We start from the raw sequence: 15,568 nt of genomic DNA on the forward strand, positions 1-15,568 counted from the left end.
ATCGCCGGCATAGCCGGCTCCCACAGTGTTACGGGGCTCCTGCCGTGTCCTCGGTCGGCGTGGCGTTGTTTTCCATGATCGCCATGCCGATACCGCCGGCGGCCATCAGCATCAGCACCAGCCAGGCGAGCATGGAGACGATGTAGCCGGGGCCACGGCGGCTGGCGTCGCGCAGGTAGGCCACGGCATACCACACCCGGCCGGCAAGCCAGACCAGGCCGGCGATGCCGGCCCATAGCGGGTCCACGTACTGCGCGGCCAGCCACAGCGCCGGAATGAACATCACGGCGTTCTCGAGCGTGTTCATCTGCACCCGCCAGGCCCGTTCGAAGGCAGGATCGCCTGAGATGGACGGGGCCTTGATGCCGTAACGTTCACGCGCCCTGCCTACCATCCACACGGTGGCGAACATCAAGAGCAGGGTGAGCAGGGTGACGACGGCAGGAAGCTGGCTGGTCATGGGAGGTCCGGGGACGATGTCGATCACGAAGTCTACCGGCAACCGTCCGTGCGATCATGCGTACCGTGTCTCGCCTCAAGACGCTTTCAACCGGAGGACACCCCGATGCTTTGGCAAAAAGGCCGTAGAAGCGACAACGTGCAGGACGCCGGCGAAGGCGGCGGTGGCGGTCCGTCGTTCGGTGGCCGGGGGCTGGGGCTCGGCGGCATCGTCATCCTGGCCATCCTGGGCCTGGTGTTCTTCAAGGACCCTACGGCCCTCCTCGGCCAGGGCGACCCGGGCGCGGCCCAGGCGCCGCAGACGCAGCAGGCGCCGCAGCAGGCCGCATCGAACGATCCGCAGGTGGATTTCGTGCGCGCCATCCTGGGGGAGACGGAGGACACCTGGGGCGAGATATTTGCCGCAAACGGTCAGCAGTACGAGCAGCCGAAGCTGGTGCTCTTCCGCAACGGCGTGCGCACGGCATGCGGATCGGCCTCCTCGGCGGTGGGGCCGTTCTATTGCCCGGGCGATCACAAGGTCTACCTCGACCTCGGGTTCTTCCAGGAGATGCAGGCACGATTCCAGGAATCCGGCGACTTCGCTCGTGCCTATGTCATTGCGCATGAGGTGGGTCACCACGTGCAGAACCTGACGGGTGTGTTCGACAAGGTGAGCGACGCACGCCGCCGCGGAGCGCATCTGGAAGGCGCTTCCGGTCTCTCGGTGCGGCAGGAGTTGCAGGCCGATTGCTTCGCGGGTGTCTGGGCGAACCATTCGCAGCAGCGCAAACAGTGGTTGCAGCCCGGCGACATCGAGTCGGCGCTCCATGCCGCTACCGCCATCGGCGACGACGCGCTGCAGGAACAGGCGCAAGGCAGGGTGGTGCCGGATTCATTTACCCATGGCACGTCGGCTCAGCGCGTGCACTGGTTCCGTACCGGCTTCGATAGTGGCGATGTCGGCAAGTGCAACACGTTCTCGGGCGCGATCTGATCCATGACTCACCCATGCCTGCGCTGCGGCGCATGCTGTGCGACGTACCGCGTCGCCTTCCATTGGCTTGAAACGGACGCGGCCGGCGGCATCACGCCGGCCGCGCTCACCGAACACCTCGATCCGCATCGCGTGGCGATGCACGGCACGAACGCATACGAACCGCGCTGCAAGTCGCTCGTGGGGGAGGTTGGCGTGGCTGCGCATTGTGGTGTGTACGAGGTACGCCCGTCGCCTTGCCACGATTTGAAGCCGGCGTGGGAAGACGGCACGCCGAGTCCGCAGTGCGACAAGGCGCGCTTGCGGCATGGCATGCAGCCCCTATCGCCGGCGGACTTTTTGTAAACCCCGCGCTCTGTGTGGGAGCCGCTTCAGCGGCGATGGGTGCTCGCGGCAAGCGTGCCCGCTGCCGCGGGATCGCCGGCGTAGCCGGCTCCCACAGAAGGCCCCACGCCACACAAGCCAGGCAAGCTCTGTGTGGGAGCCGCTTCAGCGGCGATGGGTGCTCGCGGCAAGCGTGCCCGCTATGTCGGGGATCGCCGGCATAGCCGGCTCCCACAGGGCCCGGCTAACGTGGCCGGCTCTCACAGCCGGCCTAGCTGGTGTCCCTCAGATGCTAGAAATCCCGCTTCTTCCGCGGCGGCTTGCCGCCGCCCGGACGGCTGCCGGAGGAAGGGCGGAAATTGCCGCGCGGGCGCGGCGGGGCGCCGCTCTGCGGCTGCTCCGTGCCGTCCCATTCCCTGATCTTCAGCTGCTGCTGCGCGACCCACACCTTCTTCAGGTGGTTGAAGGTCTCGGCCGGCATACCTTCCGGCAGGTCGATCAGGCTGTAGTCGTCGCGGATGCTCACGCGGCCGATGAACTTGGCCTCGACACCACCTTCGTTCGCGATGGCGCCCACGATGTTGCCCGGCTTCACGCCGTGCTCGTGGCCGACCTCGATGCGATAGGTGCGCTTGCCGTTCTCGGTGACGTGCGGACGCGGCTGGCGCATGCCTTCGCGCACCGGACGACGGTCGGCGAAGTCGCCACCGTCGCGCGACGGACGCTCGCGGTCGTATTCGCGCGGCGGGCGCTCGGTGTATTCGCGCTTGGCCGGCGGCTCCAGCAGCAGCGGCTGGTCGCCCTGGGCGATGCGCGCCAGCGCGGCGGCGATCTCGATCGCCGGCACGTTGTGTTCCTGCTCGTACTTTTCCACCAACTGCTGGAACATGCCGAGGTCGCCGGTGGCGAGCGTGTCGGTGATGCGCTGGTTGAACTTGTTGACGCGCGTGTCGTTCACCGCCTCGATGGTGGGCAGCTGCATCTGTTCGATCGGCTGGCGCGTGGCGCGCTCGATCTGGCGAAGCAGGTTGCGCTCGCGCGGCGTGACGAAAAGAATCGCCTCGCCGCTGCGGCCGGCGCGGCCCGTGCGGCCGATGCGGTGCACGTACGACTCGGTGTCGTGCGGAATGTCGTAATTGAGCACATGGCTGATGCGCTCCACGTCGAGGCCGCGCGCGGCTACGTCGGTGGCGATCAGGATGTCGAGCTTGCCCGTCTTGAGCTGGTCGATCACGCGTTCGCGCTGGGCCTGGGCGATGTCGCCGTTGATGGCGGCAGCGGCGAAACCGCGCGCCTGCAGCTTGCTGGCGAGTTCTTCGGTGGCCTGCTTGGTACGCGCGAAGACGATCATCGCGTCGAAGCTCTCGGCCTCGAGGATGCGCGTGAGGGCGTCGAGCTTGTGCACGCCGCTCACCCACCAGTAACGCTGGCGGATGTTCGCCGCAGTGGTGGTCTTGTTCTTGATCGTGACCTCGGCCGGGTCCTTCAGGTACGTCTGCGCGATGCGGCGGATCGGTGCCGGCATGGTCGCGGAGAAGAGCGCCACCTGGCGGCCCTCCGGCGTGGCCTGGAGCAGCTTCTCCACGTCGTCGATGAAGCCCATGCGCAGCATCTCGTCGGCTTCGTCGAGCACCACGAAGCGCAGGCCGGAGAGATCCAGCGTGCCCTTGTCGAGGTGGTCGATGACGCGGCCGGGCGTGCCCACGATGACCTGCGCGCCGCGCTTCAGGCCCTGCAACTGCGGGCCGTAGCTCTGGCCGCCGTAGATCGGCAGCACCTGGAAGCCGGGCAGGTAGGTGGCGTACTTCTGGAAGGCCTCGGCCACCTGGATGGCCAACTCGCGCGTGGGGGCGAGCACCAGCGCCTGCGGCTTACCGGGCTTGAGATCGATGCGCGAGAGCACCGGCAGCGCGAACGCCGCGGTCTTGCCGGTGCCGGTCTGCGCCTGGCCGATGACGTCGCGGCCTTCGAGCAGCGCCGGAATGGTGGCGGCCTGGATGGGGGAGGGGGTCTCATAGCCCACCTCGGTCAGCGCGCGCACGACGTTGGCGTCGAGGGCAAGCGCGCTGAAACCGGGCAGGGCCGGAGCGTTATCGGTATCGGGGGATGACATGGCGACCTCAGGGAGGGGCGCGGCGGCACGATCGGCGCCGGGCAGTCCCCCTATTGTAGCAGCGATAGGTGCACTTCGCCGTGGGTCATGGCCACCTGCCGCGTCGGCGCTACACTCCTCGGTCAGCTTCGCGTAAGGAAGAGTCCCATGTCGGCCATCGAGACGGTATCGGAACAGCGCTGCTTCGGCGGCGTACAAGGGTTTTATTCGCATGCCTCGGAGGCGTGCGGCGGTCCCATGCGCTTCGCCCTGTACCTGCCCCCGGCGGCGGAGCAGGGGCCGGTGCCGGTGCTCTGGTACCTCGCCGGCCTCACCTGCACGGCGGAAACGTTCACCATCAAGGCCGGCGCACAACGGCTCGCGGCCGAACTCGGGCTGGCCCTGGCGATGCCGGACACCAGCCCGCGCGACACCGGGCTTCCCGGTGCCACCGGCGACTGGGAGTTCGGGGAAGGCGCGGGGTTCTACCTGGATGCCACCGAGGCACCGTGGGATGCGCGATTCCGCATGTACAGCTACGTGGTGGACGAGCTGCCACGCCTGCTCGCCGGACGGTTCCCGCTCGACATGGGGCGGCAAGGCATCACCGGTCATTCCATGGGCGGACACGGCGCGCTCACGATCGCCCTGCGCAATCCGGGCCGCTTCCGCTCGGTGTCGGCGTTCGCGCCGATCGTCGCGCCGGCTCGTGTGCCATGGGGCGAGAAGGCCTTCTCGCGCTACCTCGGCGACGATCGCAAGGCGTGGGAGCGCCATGACGCCACGGCGCTCGTTCGCGCGGGAGCCCGCTTCGACGGCACCATCCTCATCGACCAGGGCGAGGCCGATGGTTTCCTCGTGAGCCAGCTGCAACCGCAGCGCTTCGAGGCGGCCTGCGAAGACGCGGGTCAACCGCTCGATCTGCGCATGCGCCCGGGCTACGACCACAGCTACTACTTCATCCAGACGTTCGTGGAAGACCACCTCCGCCACCATGCGAAAGCGCTGGCCGCATGAGCGAACCGATCCGCATGCGCACCGCGCGCACGGTGATCCGCCTGCTCGACGTGGACGAAGCGGAACTGCTTCGCCGCTATCGCACTGAGAATCGCGAACACCTGGCGCCGTGGGAGCCGCTGCGCACCGAATCGCATTACTCGCTGGAAGGCTGTCGGCAGGCGATCGAGGCGGGGCTGGAAGCCGCGCGGGGCGACCGCGGCTATCCGTTCGCGATACTGACGCCCGACGCCACCGCGATGATCGGCACCTTCACCTTCGCCAACGTGGTACGCGGTGTCTTTCAGGCGTGCCATCTCGGCTATGGCATCGGCGCATCGCACGAAGGCAAGGGCCTCATGTTCGAGGCCCTCGAGGCGGCCGTGCGCTATGCGTTCGGCCCGCTGGATTTCCACAGGGTGATGGCCAACTACATGCCGCGCAACGAACGCAGCGGACGGCTTCTCGAGCGCCTGGGGTTCGAGAAGGAAGGCTATGCGAAGCGCTATCTGAAGATCGACGGCCTGTGGGAGGACCACGTCCTCACCGCGAAGATCAGAACGCAGGGCTGAGCGGCGCGGGCTCGGTATCGGCTCGCTTGCCGCCAGCGGCGAACATGGCGCGCCATGCGCCGCGCTCTTCCCATGCAAGGAGCAGGTAGATCGCCAGCAGAGGCAGGTGCGGCCCGAGCGTCCGGCCTTCGGTGACGAAGTGGTAGCCGAAGATGACGACGATGGGGGCCGCGAGCAGGAGCAGCGCGAGCGGCACGAGCCGCGCCGCCATCAACGCCACGCCGGCATAGACGAAGAGCACGCCCACCAGGGGCTCGACGAAGCCGCTGGCTTCGAGGCCGGCCATGAAGGCGCGGCCGGCGGCCGTGTGCGGGGCAGGCGGCTGCCAGAAGGCGAAGATGTGGTTGAGGCCGGAGAAGGCGAAGAACGCGCCGAACACGGTGCGCAGCACGGCGACGCTATAGCGGTGGAGTCGGGACATGCGGGGTGGTACCTGGGTTGGGTGGCCTGCCAACCCGCATGATCCGGATTACCGCATGGGCGGACCATTGCCCATGCGGCTAGGCCATCGGGCCTCAGGCCTTGTTCGTCGCCGGCCCGCGGCGCTGGCGCCGGCGCTTGTGGCTGCCGGTGTTCTCGCCCGTGCCCGCGGCGGAGTGCCCGTGCGGACGATGCGACGGCGGGCGTCCGCCGCCGTTGCCGCCCTGGCGTGAGCCGCCGGCACCGGGACGGCCCTGGCCACCGCCCTGCTGCGAACGCGGCTGGCGCTGCTGCTGCTTCGGGCGCGGCGCGCCAGCGTCGAGGCGAAGCGGCGTGCTGGGCTCGTAGCCTTCCACGTTGCGGATCGAGAGGTCGGTCTTCAGCAGGCGGCCGATGTCGCGCAGCAGGCCCGACTCGTCGTGGCTCACCAGCGAGATGGCCTGGCCTTCGGCGCCCGCGCGGCCGGTGCGGCCGATGCGGTGCACGTAGTCTTCCGCGACCATGGGCAGGTCGAAGTTGATGACGACCGGGAGCTGGTCGATATCGATACCGCGTGCGGCGATGTCGGTGGCGACCAGCACGGTGATGCGGCCCGTCTTGAAGTCGGACAGCGCACGCGTGCGGGCGTTCTGGCTCTTGTTGCCGTGGATGGCGGCGGCACGGATGCCGGCCTGTTCCAGATGGCGCACGAGCTTGTCGGCGCCGTGCTTGGTGCGGCTGAACACCAGCGTCTGGCGACGGCTGTCCTGGGCGAGGATGTGCAGCAGCAGCTCGCGCTTGTTCGCCGCGTCGACCGGGTGCACCACGTGGGTGACCGTGTTGGCCACGGTGTTGGCCGGCGTGGTGGACACCTCGCGCGGCTCGCGCATGAACTGCTGGGCAAGCGCCTTGATCTCCGGCGCGAACGTGGCCGAGAACAGCAGCGTCTGGCGCTGGCGCGGCACCGCGGCGAGGATGCGCTTCAGTGCCGGCAGGAAGCCCATGTCGAGCATGCGGTCGGCTTCGTCGAGCACGAGCACGTCCACCTTGGACAGGTCGACCGAGCGCTGCTGCATGTGGTCGATCAGGCGGCCCGGCGTGGCCACCACGATGTCGACGCCGCGACGCAGCGCCTGCAGCTGGTTGCCCATGCCCACGCCGCCGAAGATCACGGTGCTGGACAGGCGCACGTACTTGCCGTAATCGCGCAGGTTTTCCTGCACCTGGGCGGCGAGTTCGCGGGTGGGGGTGAGAATGAGGGCACGGATCGGACGGCGGCTTTCGCCGCGTACCTCGCCGGCAAGGCGATGAAGCAGCGGCAGCGAGAAAGCGGCGGTCTTGCCGGTGCCCGTCTGCGCGGCAGCCATCAGGTCGTGACCGGCCAGCACCTCGGGTATGGCGGCCGCCTGGATGGGCGTGGGCTTTTCATAGCCGGCTTCGGACAGCGCGCGCAGCAACGCGGGCGCAAGGCCCAGCGAATCGAAAGACATGGAAACACTCCTGCGTGACTCGAGCGTTCCCTGGAACCGCGCTGCGAGTTATGGATTCGGCGGCCGCGAGCCATGACGAAGACAGCAGGCTGGCCGGTGTCGCGCGCGCTTCCGGGGGTGGGGGAACGGGCGGGAAAATCTCCACGCCGAGGGTCCGCAAGGGAGTCGGAGCGCAGGCACGACCCGCCGAGTATACCTTATTGCGGCGCACAATGTCGGGCTTTGTGTGGGAGCCGCTTCAGCGGCGACGGGTGCTCGCGGCCAACGGGCCCGCTGCCGCGGGATCGCCGGCATAGCCGGCTCCCACATCACAGGCGCGAGGCCGTCATCAGCCAGCTGTTGTACGGCGTGCGCCCGAACAGCGGCTTGAAATCGACGTGGATGCCCCGGGGCTCCAGCACCCCGCGGATGTCGTCCTCGGTCGGGAAATACTGCGCCCCACCTGGGATCCAGCCCACCGCCTTGATGAACTTCTCTTCCCAGACCGTGGCCCGGTAGCGCCACGAGCCGTCACGGATCACGTTGCGCAGGATCAGCACGCCGTCGTCGGCGAGGTGGTCCACGGCAAAGGACAGCAGTTCCGACTGGCGTTCGCGCGGGAGGTAATGCAGCACGTCGAGCATCGCGACGTGTCCACGAAGGGGCTGCGGGGTCGCCGCGTCTGCCTCGTGCAGAGCGATCTCGTCGCCGAGGCCGGCACGTTCCGCCGCATCGCGGCCCATCGCGATCTTTCGGCTGTCGTGGTCGAGGCCGAGATAACCGTCGAGGGTATGGCACGCATGCAGGTAATGGCCGAGCAGGCCCAGCCCGCAGCCGATGTCGAGCAGCGGCAGGCGCCGCCCCTTGATGGCGCGCGCAGTCGCAGCGTAAACGGGGTCGGTGGCCAGCTTGCCGTGGATGTAGATCCGATCGCCGGGTCGGCGAAACCGGGCGGCGATACGTCGCCGGGTGCGGCTGTCGGGAATCATGCGGAGCTCCGTCCGTCGGGAGGGCCGGGGCACGGATGCAATGCCCCGGCCCCGGGACTTATCGCTGCGGCTGCTTGACGTTGGCCTTGTTGATATAGGCGTTGTATTCGCCTTCGTCCACCCGTCCGTCGTGGTTCGTGTCCGCTTCGTTGAAGTGCGCGCGCAGTTCCTTCAACGCATCCACGTCCTTCGGCACGTCGCCGCGGCGTATGGGCTTGCCGTCGTTGAGGCTGGAGAAAGCAGGGGCGCCGCTGTCGTCGGATTGCGCCTGTGGCGCGTTTCCTTGCGCAAAAGCGACACCTGCGGAAAGGCTGGCTACGAGTGCGAGTGAAACGATCGAGCGCGAGTACGTCATCGAGTCCTCCGTCTGTCGTGAGATGGCCAGTGTAACGAGGCCTTGTCGTGGCGCCGTGAGGCGCACGTCGGATAGTAGCGCTGTGCTAGCCTCGGCGCCGCCCGATTGATGAGGAAATTCTCATGCCGCTTCCCGCAGCGCTGCGCGAACTGGATCACACGCAGCGGCATACGGTCCTGGCCAGCTTCCTGGGCTGGACGCTGGACGCCTTCGATTATTTCCTCCTCACCTTCGTGATCCTCGCCGTGGCGCATGAATTCGGCGTGCCAAAGCAGGACGTCACTTATGGCCTGTTCCTGACGCTGGCGGCCCGCCCGATCGGTGCGCTGGTCTTCGGACGCCTGGCCGACCGTTACGGTCGCCGGCCCGTGCTCATGGTCGACATCGTCCTGTTTTCCCTCCTGGAACTCGCATGCGCCTTCGCGCCGAGTCTGGGCGTGCTGCTCGGCCTGCGTTTCCTGTTCGGCATCGCCATGGGCGGCGAATGGGGCATCGGTGCGTCGCTGGCGATGGAATCGATCCCCGCGAAATCGCGCGGTTTCGTCTCCGGCCTTTTGCAGAGCGGCTATCCGTGCGGCTTCTTCCTCGCTGCGCTGGTCAACTGGCTGCTGGTGGACGCGATCGGATGGCGCGGCCTGTTCGTGGTCGGCGCGCTGCCTGCGTTGCTGGTGCTGTACATCCGGCGCACGGTGCCCGAATCGCCGGTGTGGGAAGGTCGCCGCCAGCACGCGCGCGAAAGCGTGTTCGTTTCCATGCGCGGTTACTGGAAGCTCTTTGTGTACCTCATGCTGCTGATGGCCGCGTTCAACATGTTCAGCCATGGGTCGCAGGACATGTATCCCACCTTCATCCAGACCCAGCTGAAGATTCCCGCGGGCTCGGGCACCGCGTTCATGCTCACGGCGCTGCTCAATCTCGGCGCGCTGGCGGGCGGCCTGGCCTTCGGTTCGCTGTCCGAGAAGATCGGCCGGCGGAAGGCCATCATCATCGCGGCGCTTCTGGCCATTCCGGTGATCCCGCTATGGACCTACGGCGGCTCGCTGTTGCTGCTGGGCCTGGGCGCGTTCTTCATCCAGGTGATGGTGCAGGGCGCCTGGGGCGTCGTCCCCACGCACCTCAACGAGCTGGCGCCCGATGCCGTGCGCGGCACGTTGCCGGGCTTCGCCTATCAGATGGGCAACCTCCTGGCGGCCATCACCGCCACCGCGCAGACCTGGCTGGCCGAGCGGCGGGGCGGCGATTTCGCCTTCGCCATGTCCACCTGGATCGCCGCCGTGGCGGTGCTGCTGGCCCTGCTTACCTGGCTCGGGCCCGAGGCCCGCGGCGTCGGCTTCGGCCGCGAACGGGCGCCGGGTGACGGCGGGGCCGGCCGCGGCTAAAATCCCTCGTTTTCCTTCGGTAGAAACCAACATGCAGGCTGGCAAGGGCAAGGTCGTCTCGTTCCATTACTCGCTCACCGTGGACGGCGAGAAGGTCGAAAGCTCGATGGATGGCGGCGAGCCGCTGTGGATCCTGCTCGGCCACGGCCAGCTGATTCCCGGCCTGGAAGCCGGCCTCGAGGGCAAGTCGGTGGGCGACGTATTCGACGTCGAGATCGCCCCGGAACAGGGCTACGGCCAGCGCCAGGAAGGCATGACCCAGCGCGTGCCGAAGAAGTACTTCCCGCAGCAGGGCAAGGGCCTGAAGGCCGGCGACACCACCGTCCTTTCGCTGAAGGAAGGCGGCAGCCGCGTCGTCGTGGTGCAGAAGGTGGGTTCCAGCGTGGTCGACATCGACCTCAACCACCCGATGGCCGGCAAGACCCTGAACTTCCACATCGACGTGCAGACGGTGCGCGACGCGTCGGAAGAAGAAGTCGCCCACGGCCACGCCCACCCGAACGGCGACGGCGCGCACTGAGCGCCGTTGGTCGCGAATCGAAAAAGCGCCTTCGGGCGCTTTTTTTGGTTCATCGCGGATTACCGGGGGCACAGATGGCTCGGGTCGACGGCCGTGGTTCCCGCGAGCTCGCCCCGGCGCCCACGAGTTCGGAGTCGCCAAAGCGCTATGCATCGTAGCGCTTCGCCTGGGCCCTTGGTGCCCACCCTCGCTGCTCAGACAGGTCCTCCGCGTTCGTATCGGAAGGCCGCTGGCGCGGCCCATGTGCTTATCGGCCTGCGGCCGCTCACTTGTGCGGAACTCGCCTCGAGGGTGGACACCAAGGACCCTCCCGGGCGGTGCGGGCACGTGACGGGAGAGCTGCAGGCGTCCGAGACGGTGGCCTGCAAGCGCTGCTTCAGGCGAAAGATGCCCGACAAGAGGCAGCCCGGCGTCACGAATGGCTTGACCGCCGGCGAGCGAGGCGACGCATTGCTGTACTGCGAATAGCGACTGCTTCTGCCGTGCCGGCTCTCCGGGCACGCTACCTCATGGATCGGGAGAGTCTTCGGTGTCCACCCTCGAGGCGAGTTCCGCACAAGAGAGCGGCCGAAGGCCAGATAGGTAAACGGGCCGCGCAAGCGGCCCACCTTTCCGAACGCGGAGGACCTGTCTGAGCAGCGAGGGTGGGCACCGAAGGCTCTGGCCCTACCGTCCGAACAACGGCGGCGCCAGCCGCTGGCCACATGCATTCGCCTTGGCGAATGAACCGATCCATGTGCATGCGGTATACATCCCCGGACTTCCGCGATGAACCTTTTTCTTGGTTCGTTATGCGTTTTCAGGAACTGCGGACGTGTTCTGGTTACGGACCGTTGCCCGCGGCCATCGCCATGCATAGACCACGACGGCAGCGGTCAGCAGGACCTCGATGACGCCAAGCGTTACATAGAACGGAAGTGCGCCCTGCATCGTCAGCAACATGATGATGGTGTACGCCACGCCTGCCAGGATGTTCGCCCAGCGGCACGCGGCCACGGGCAGGATCAGCGAAGCGGCAATCATCAGGGCGGGGACGGCGAGCATCACGCTCACGCCGACCAGGATGCCCGGTGTCGTGGGTCCCAGCGGACCGAAGTTGCCTGCCATCATGTCCTGCAGGCGGCCCGGCGCGAAGAGTCCGAAGAAGTCGCCGTAGACGTAACAGAACATCAGCGACGTCCATAATCCCGCCAGCTTTATGCGGAGCGGTACCTTCGCGTCTTCGAGCATCGTCATGCCGGGGTCTCCTTGTGGAATAAATGGCGTCGGGCACCGAAGAGCAGCATCCACAGCATGAAGGCGACCTCGCCCAGCTGCAGCACCATGAAAAGAGCGCCCAGGCCGTCGAGGGAGTCCGGCGCGATGAAACCGGCGATGCTTTGCACGATATAGGCAAGGCCATTCAGTGCCAGCCACAGGCCGAAGAAGCGTGGCAGGAAGCTCGAGCGGAAAACCAGGATCGCGAGCGGTATCAACCAAAGACCCCACAGCATCTCCGCGGCGACCACCACCTGCCCATGCAGGCGCAGGAAGAGCAAGGCGAGCGCTTTGCGTTGGGCCTCGTCGAACACACCCAGATAAGGCGCGCCCTTCATGAGGAGAAGCGCCGCTGCGTCGTTCACGGTGTTGAGGTAGTAGATGGTCGCAGGCAATACGCCGCCGAGGATCACCATCACGATGGCCAGGGGGCGGCCGACTGTTCGAAGCAGCCGATACAGCGCGAGGACGACGAAGACCAGGACGGTTCCGGCGCAGAGGTCGGCAACGATGCCCCAGCGGAAGAGGGTCTCGTGTGCCAGCACGTTCGCTGCCGTCGCGTCGGCGTTGCCTGCCACGAAAAGTTTCGTGGGGATGTAGATAAGCCGCAGCGGCGCCAGCAATGCCAGCAGGATGTAGAGGAAGCCCGTCAGGCGTGCCTGGCGGTGCAGGGTGTCCATGGCAGCGGCTCCGTGACGGCGTTGGCCGCACCATGCGCTTTATTGCGACCGGCTGCCCCTGCCGGAAGTCTTGCCGGGATCAAAAAGAACGGCGCCCGTAGGCGCCGTTCCTTGTCACGCGGGAGCGACCGGTGTCAGACGACCGATTCGCCGTTCACCGTGATTTCGAGGTCGATATTGCCGCGGGTAGCGTGCGAGTAGGGGCAGACCTTCTCGTGCGCGGTTTGGACGATGTGCTTGGCCTTTTCGGCGTCCACACCCGGGAGGGACACTTCCAGCTTCGCGCGGATGCCGAAGCCGGAATCCTCGCGCGGGCCGATGCTCACGCTGCTGGCGACCGACGCGCCGTCGACCTTGACCTTTTCCTGGCCGGCCACGAAACGCACCGCGCCCTCGAAGCAGGCAGCGTAACCGATGGCGAAAAGCTGCTCGGGGTTCGTGCCGCCGCCGTTGCCGCCCATTTCCTTCGGCAGGCGAAGATCGACCTTGACCTGGCCGTCGTCGGTCTCGCCGTGGCCTTCGCGCCCGCCCGCGACTTTCGCGTGCGCGGTGTAGAGGACCTTCTGCAGCTTCGAGATGTTGCTCATTTCGGATGTCCTTGAATCAGGGGGAGGGGATCAGTTGAGAACCCGCCGGCCATAGGCGAAGTTCTCTTTCCAGTAGGCACCTTCGAGGTCGTCCAAGCGTACCGTGCCGCCCGAGTTGGGTGCATGCACGAAACGACCCTTACCGACGTAAACGCCTACGTGGGTGATATGGCCTCGGCCGAAGAACACAAGGTCGCCACTGGCGAGTTCGTTTTCCCGAACCTTCGGTTTGTCGAGGGCGGCCATCTCGGCGGAGGTGCGCGGCAGGCGCAGGCCGGTGGACGTCATGTAGATGTAATTGATGAGGCCGCTGCAATCGAAGCCGCCCTGTGGCGTGTTGCCGCCCCAGCGATAAGGCGTGCCGACGAGGCCGATGGCGCGGAACAGCACGTCGTTCGCCGCGTCGGCCGGCGGCGCGGCCGCGGGGGCCATCGACCAGTTCAAGTTCTTTGCCACGGGCACCGCCGAGGCCGGATTGCGGCGCTGCGACGACGAGGGCTTGTGCGGCGCGCCGCCACACGCGGCAAGGAACATCGCCAGCACCGTCACGGTCGCTACGCCGGCGACGCTGCGGAGGCTGGGGCGGTACGGGGCTGGAATCATGGCGTGGTCCTGTCCATCTCAGGCGGCAACGAGAGTATCAAATCAACAAGTTGCACGGAATACCTGCTAAAGCGCACGAATTCATCTGCCGTATGGGGCGCTAGAATGGGCAAATGGACCGATCCCAAAGCGACGTGCTGATCCTCGGCGGGGGTGTGATAGGGCTAGCCTGTGCGCTCTATCTGCTGAAAAGAGGCGCCAGCGTTCGCGTGCTGGAACAAGGACTTCCGGGTAGCGGGAGTTCGCACGGCAATTGCGGCACCGTCACACCGAGTCACGCCGCACCGCTGACCATGCCGGGCATGGTGGGCGTGGCCTTGCGCTCGCTGCTGCGGCGGGACGCACCGCTCTACGTGAACCCCCGGCCCGACGCGGCGAGGGCGCGCTGGTTGCTGGGCTTCGCCCGGCGATGCAACTGGCGCGATTTCGAACGCGCCGGCGAGGCGCGAGGGGCGATCCTCGCGCGGTCGCGCGCCTTGCTCGACGACCTTGTCGCCGATGAAGGGCTGGACTGCGAATTCGAATCGACGGGTGAGCTCTACGTGTATCGCGACGCCCGGACGCTGCTCGCGGATCGCCCCCATGTCGATCTGCTGCGGCGGCTCGGCATGGAGGTGGGCGAACTCGACGGCGATGCGGCGCTGGCGCTGGAGCCGGCCTTGCGCGAAGGCGTGGCCGGTGCGTTATTGCACCCGGGCGACGCGCGCTTGCGACCCGACCGTTACGTGGCCGAGCTGGCGCGGCGCGTGCGGGAACGGGGTGGCGCGATCGAAACCGGCGCGCGCGTGGACGAGTTCGTGTTCGACGGCACCCGGATTTCCCACGTGCGCACCACCGGCGGCGTCTTCGGCGGAGAGCGTGTGGTGATGGCGCTGGGTGCGTGGTCGCCGCTGGTGGGCCGCCTGCTCGACATCCGTCTGCCGATGCAGCCGGGCAAGGGTTATTCGCTTACATGGGAGCGGCCGCCGTTGCGTGCACCCCACCATTCGCTGGTGCTGCGCGAGGCCGCCGTGTGCGTCACGCCTTGGCAGTCCGGGTATCGGCTCGGCAGCACGATGGAATTCTCGGGCTTCGAGGCCGGGCTCAACGACGTGCGCATCGATGCCTTGCGCCGCGGCGCCGCGGCGTACCTGCATGAGCCGGAGGGCCAGGGCGAGGTCGTGCCTTGGTGGGGCTGGCGGCCGATGAGCGTGGACGAAGTGCCGATCATCGGAACAAGTACACGCTGGCCGAATCTTGCCTATGCGACGGCACACGGCATGCTCGGCATCAGCATGTCGGCGGCCACGGGCGAATTGCTCGCCGACCTGCTGACGGGTGCCATGCCCGCCATCGATCCCACGCCATTCGCGCCGGGCCGTTTCGCCCTGTGACGCATCAGGCGTTGTCGCTCCGTGCCCGAGCCGCGCGGCGATCGTCAGAACGCGACGGCAAACGCATGCGTGACCTTGCCCATGGCTTCGCGCCAGCGCGCCTCCAACTCGGGCGTGAACTGATCGTCGCGCTCACGCACTGCCTGCAAAAGGCTCTCCAGCCAATGGTCGTGGAAAGCGGGAGGCACCGGCGCCCGGCCCATGCGTGCGTGGACGCGAATCATTTCTTCGACAGGGCGCTGCGCCATGCCGTCTCCCGCGGCCCATGAAATCGCCAGGCTGATGCCGCGACGGAGGGCCATGTGCTGTTTCTGGAAGTCGGTTTTTTCGAAAAGCGGCGGGATCTGCGGGTCGCGGGCGAGAAGGATTTCGTAGAAGCGCTCAATGAAACCGCGCGAGCGCAGGCAGCGGCCGTAGCTCGTATGCAGGTCGTTGTAGCCGGTGGACATGGTGGACCCCCTCGACGAAAGCGACCAGCGTAGCCGGGAGTACCCGGCTGTCCCTTGCGCGTGATCAATTTCTCCGAAGCTATCGCGCG

18 protein-coding genes are annotated in these 15,568 nt (G+C 67.1%); 7 read left to right on the forward strand and 11 right to left on the reverse strand.

Features of this window, described 5'->3' with window-relative positions; all coding sequences use genetic code 11:
* Window positions 1–28: 28 nt before the first annotated feature.
* Window positions 29–460: an MAPEG family protein gene (locus tag FHS47_RS09140; protein WP_167025960.1), complete on the reverse strand. Its 432-nt coding sequence runs from the start codon at window positions 458–460 to the stop codon at window positions 29–31.
* Between the two features lie 105 nt (window positions 461–565).
* Here FHS47_RS09140 and FHS47_RS09145 point away from each other — a divergent pair, with 105 nt between their 5' ends.
* On the forward strand, window positions 566–1,435 hold the full coding sequence (locus FHS47_RS09145; RefSeq protein WP_167025962.1) for a neutral zinc metallopeptidase: 870 nt from the start codon (window positions 566–568) through the stop codon (window positions 1,433–1,435).
* Between the two features lie 3 nt (window positions 1,436–1,438).
* Window positions 1,439–1,780, forward strand: a complete 342-nt coding sequence (locus FHS47_RS09150) for a YkgJ family cysteine cluster protein (protein WP_167025965.1) — start codon at window positions 1,439–1,441, stop codon at window positions 1,778–1,780.
* A gap of 271 nt (window positions 1,781–2,051) precedes the next feature.
* Here the strand turns inward: FHS47_RS09150 and FHS47_RS09155 are convergent, their stop codons facing one another.
* On the reverse strand, window positions 2,052–3,872 hold the full coding sequence (locus FHS47_RS09155; protein WP_167025968.1) for a DEAD/DEAH box helicase: 1,821 nt from the start codon (window positions 3,870–3,872) through the stop codon (window positions 2,052–2,054).
* 147 nt (window positions 3,873–4,019) lie between these two features.
* Between FHS47_RS09155 and fghA the strand changes: the two genes are divergently transcribed.
* Entirely contained in the window at window positions 4,020–4,868 is an 849-nt protein-coding gene (gene fghA, locus FHS47_RS09160; protein ID WP_167025971.1) for an S-formylglutathione hydrolase, read from the forward strand.
* Complete coding sequence (rimJ, locus tag FHS47_RS09165; RefSeq protein ID WP_167025974.1) at window positions 4,865–5,419, forward strand: ribosomal protein S5-alanine N-acetyltransferase; 555 nt, start codon at window positions 4,865–4,867, stop codon at window positions 5,417–5,419. Before fghA ends, rimJ begins: the two co-directional genes overlap by 4 nt.
* Here the strand turns inward: rimJ and FHS47_RS09170 are convergent.
* The 4 genes from FHS47_RS09170 to FHS47_RS09185 all read right to left on the reverse strand — a co-directional run bounded on the left by FHS47_RS09170 (window position 5,403) and on the right by FHS47_RS09185 (window position 8,631).
* Window positions 5,403–5,840, reverse strand: a complete 438-nt coding sequence (locus tag FHS47_RS09170) for a DoxX family protein (RefSeq protein ID WP_167025977.1) — start codon at window positions 5,838–5,840, stop codon at window positions 5,403–5,405. The two genes, rimJ and FHS47_RS09170, sit on opposite strands and share 17 nt — an antisense overlap.
* Window positions 5,841–5,934: 94 nt before the next feature.
* The gene (locus FHS47_RS09175; protein WP_167025980.1) at window positions 5,935–7,308 is read right to left on the reverse strand and encodes a DEAD/DEAH box helicase; all 1,374 of its coding nucleotides are present in this window, start codon (window positions 7,306–7,308) and stop codon (window positions 5,935–5,937) included.
* Between the two features lie 308 nt (window positions 7,309–7,616).
* Complete coding sequence (locus tag FHS47_RS09180; RefSeq protein ID WP_167025983.1) at window positions 7,617–8,276, reverse strand: class I SAM-dependent methyltransferase; 660 nt, start codon at window positions 8,274–8,276, stop codon at window positions 7,617–7,619.
* 58 nt (window positions 8,277–8,334) lie between these two features.
* Entirely contained in the window at window positions 8,335–8,631 is a 297-nt protein-coding gene (locus FHS47_RS09185) for an EF-hand domain-containing protein (protein WP_167025986.1), read from the reverse strand.
* A 122-nt stretch (window positions 8,632–8,753) separates the two neighbouring features.
* On the opposite strand from FHS47_RS09185, the gene FHS47_RS09190 reads away from it, so the two are divergent.
* Complete coding sequence (locus FHS47_RS09190; protein WP_167025989.1) at window positions 8,754–10,010, forward strand: MFS transporter; 1,257 nt, start codon at window positions 8,754–8,756, stop codon at window positions 10,008–10,010.
* 31 nt (window positions 10,011–10,041) lie between these two features.
* Window positions 10,042–10,530 (forward strand): peptidylprolyl isomerase, encoded by a 489-nt coding sequence (locus FHS47_RS09195; RefSeq protein WP_167025992.1) that lies wholly within the window; start codon window positions 10,042–10,044, stop codon window positions 10,528–10,530.
* Window positions 10,531–11,319: 789 nt separating this feature from the next.
* On the opposite strand, the gene FHS47_RS09200 is transcribed toward FHS47_RS09195, so the two are convergent.
* The 4 genes from FHS47_RS09200 to FHS47_RS09215 all read right to left on the reverse strand — a co-directional run bounded on the left by FHS47_RS09200 (window position 11,320) and on the right by FHS47_RS09215 (window position 13,657).
* Window positions 11,320–11,766, reverse strand: coding sequence for a DUF6326 family protein (locus FHS47_RS09200; protein ID WP_167025995.1), 447 nt, complete (start codon window positions 11,764–11,766; stop codon window positions 11,320–11,322).
* Window positions 11,763–12,467 (reverse strand): DUF4386 domain-containing protein, encoded by a 705-nt coding sequence (locus tag FHS47_RS09205; RefSeq protein ID WP_167025998.1) that lies wholly within the window; start codon window positions 12,465–12,467, stop codon window positions 11,763–11,765. Before FHS47_RS09205 ends, FHS47_RS09200 begins: the two co-directional genes overlap by 4 nt.
* A 134-nt stretch (window positions 12,468–12,601) precedes the next feature.
* A complete protein-coding gene (locus tag FHS47_RS09210; RefSeq protein ID WP_193569736.1) occupies window positions 12,602–13,054 on the reverse strand; it encodes an organic hydroperoxide resistance protein in 453 nt (150 codons plus the stop codon).
* A 30-nt stretch (window positions 13,055–13,084) separates the two neighbouring features.
* On the reverse strand, window positions 13,085–13,657 hold the full coding sequence (locus FHS47_RS09215; RefSeq protein ID WP_167026001.1) for a C40 family peptidase: 573 nt from the start codon (window positions 13,655–13,657) through the stop codon (window positions 13,085–13,087).
* Window positions 13,658–13,770: 113 nt separating this feature from the next.
* Here FHS47_RS09215 and FHS47_RS09220 point away from each other — a divergent pair, with 113 nt between their 5' ends.
* The gene (locus FHS47_RS09220; protein ID WP_167026004.1) at window positions 13,771–15,030 is read left to right on the forward strand and encodes an FAD-dependent oxidoreductase; all 1,260 of its coding nucleotides are present in this window, start codon (window positions 13,771–13,773) and stop codon (window positions 15,028–15,030) included.
* Between the two features lie 44 nt (window positions 15,031–15,074).
* Here the strand turns inward: FHS47_RS09220 and FHS47_RS09225 are convergent, their stop codons facing one another.
* Entirely contained in the window at window positions 15,075–15,479 is a 405-nt protein-coding gene (locus FHS47_RS09225) for a globin (RefSeq protein ID WP_167026007.1), read from the reverse strand.
* Between the last annotated feature and the right edge of the window lie 89 nt (window positions 15,480–15,568).

It is taken from the genome of Luteibacter sp. SG786, from assembly GCF_011759605.1.
In the GTDB taxonomy this organism is placed as follows: Bacteria; Pseudomonadota; Gammaproteobacteria; order Xanthomonadales; family Rhodanobacteraceae; genus Luteibacter.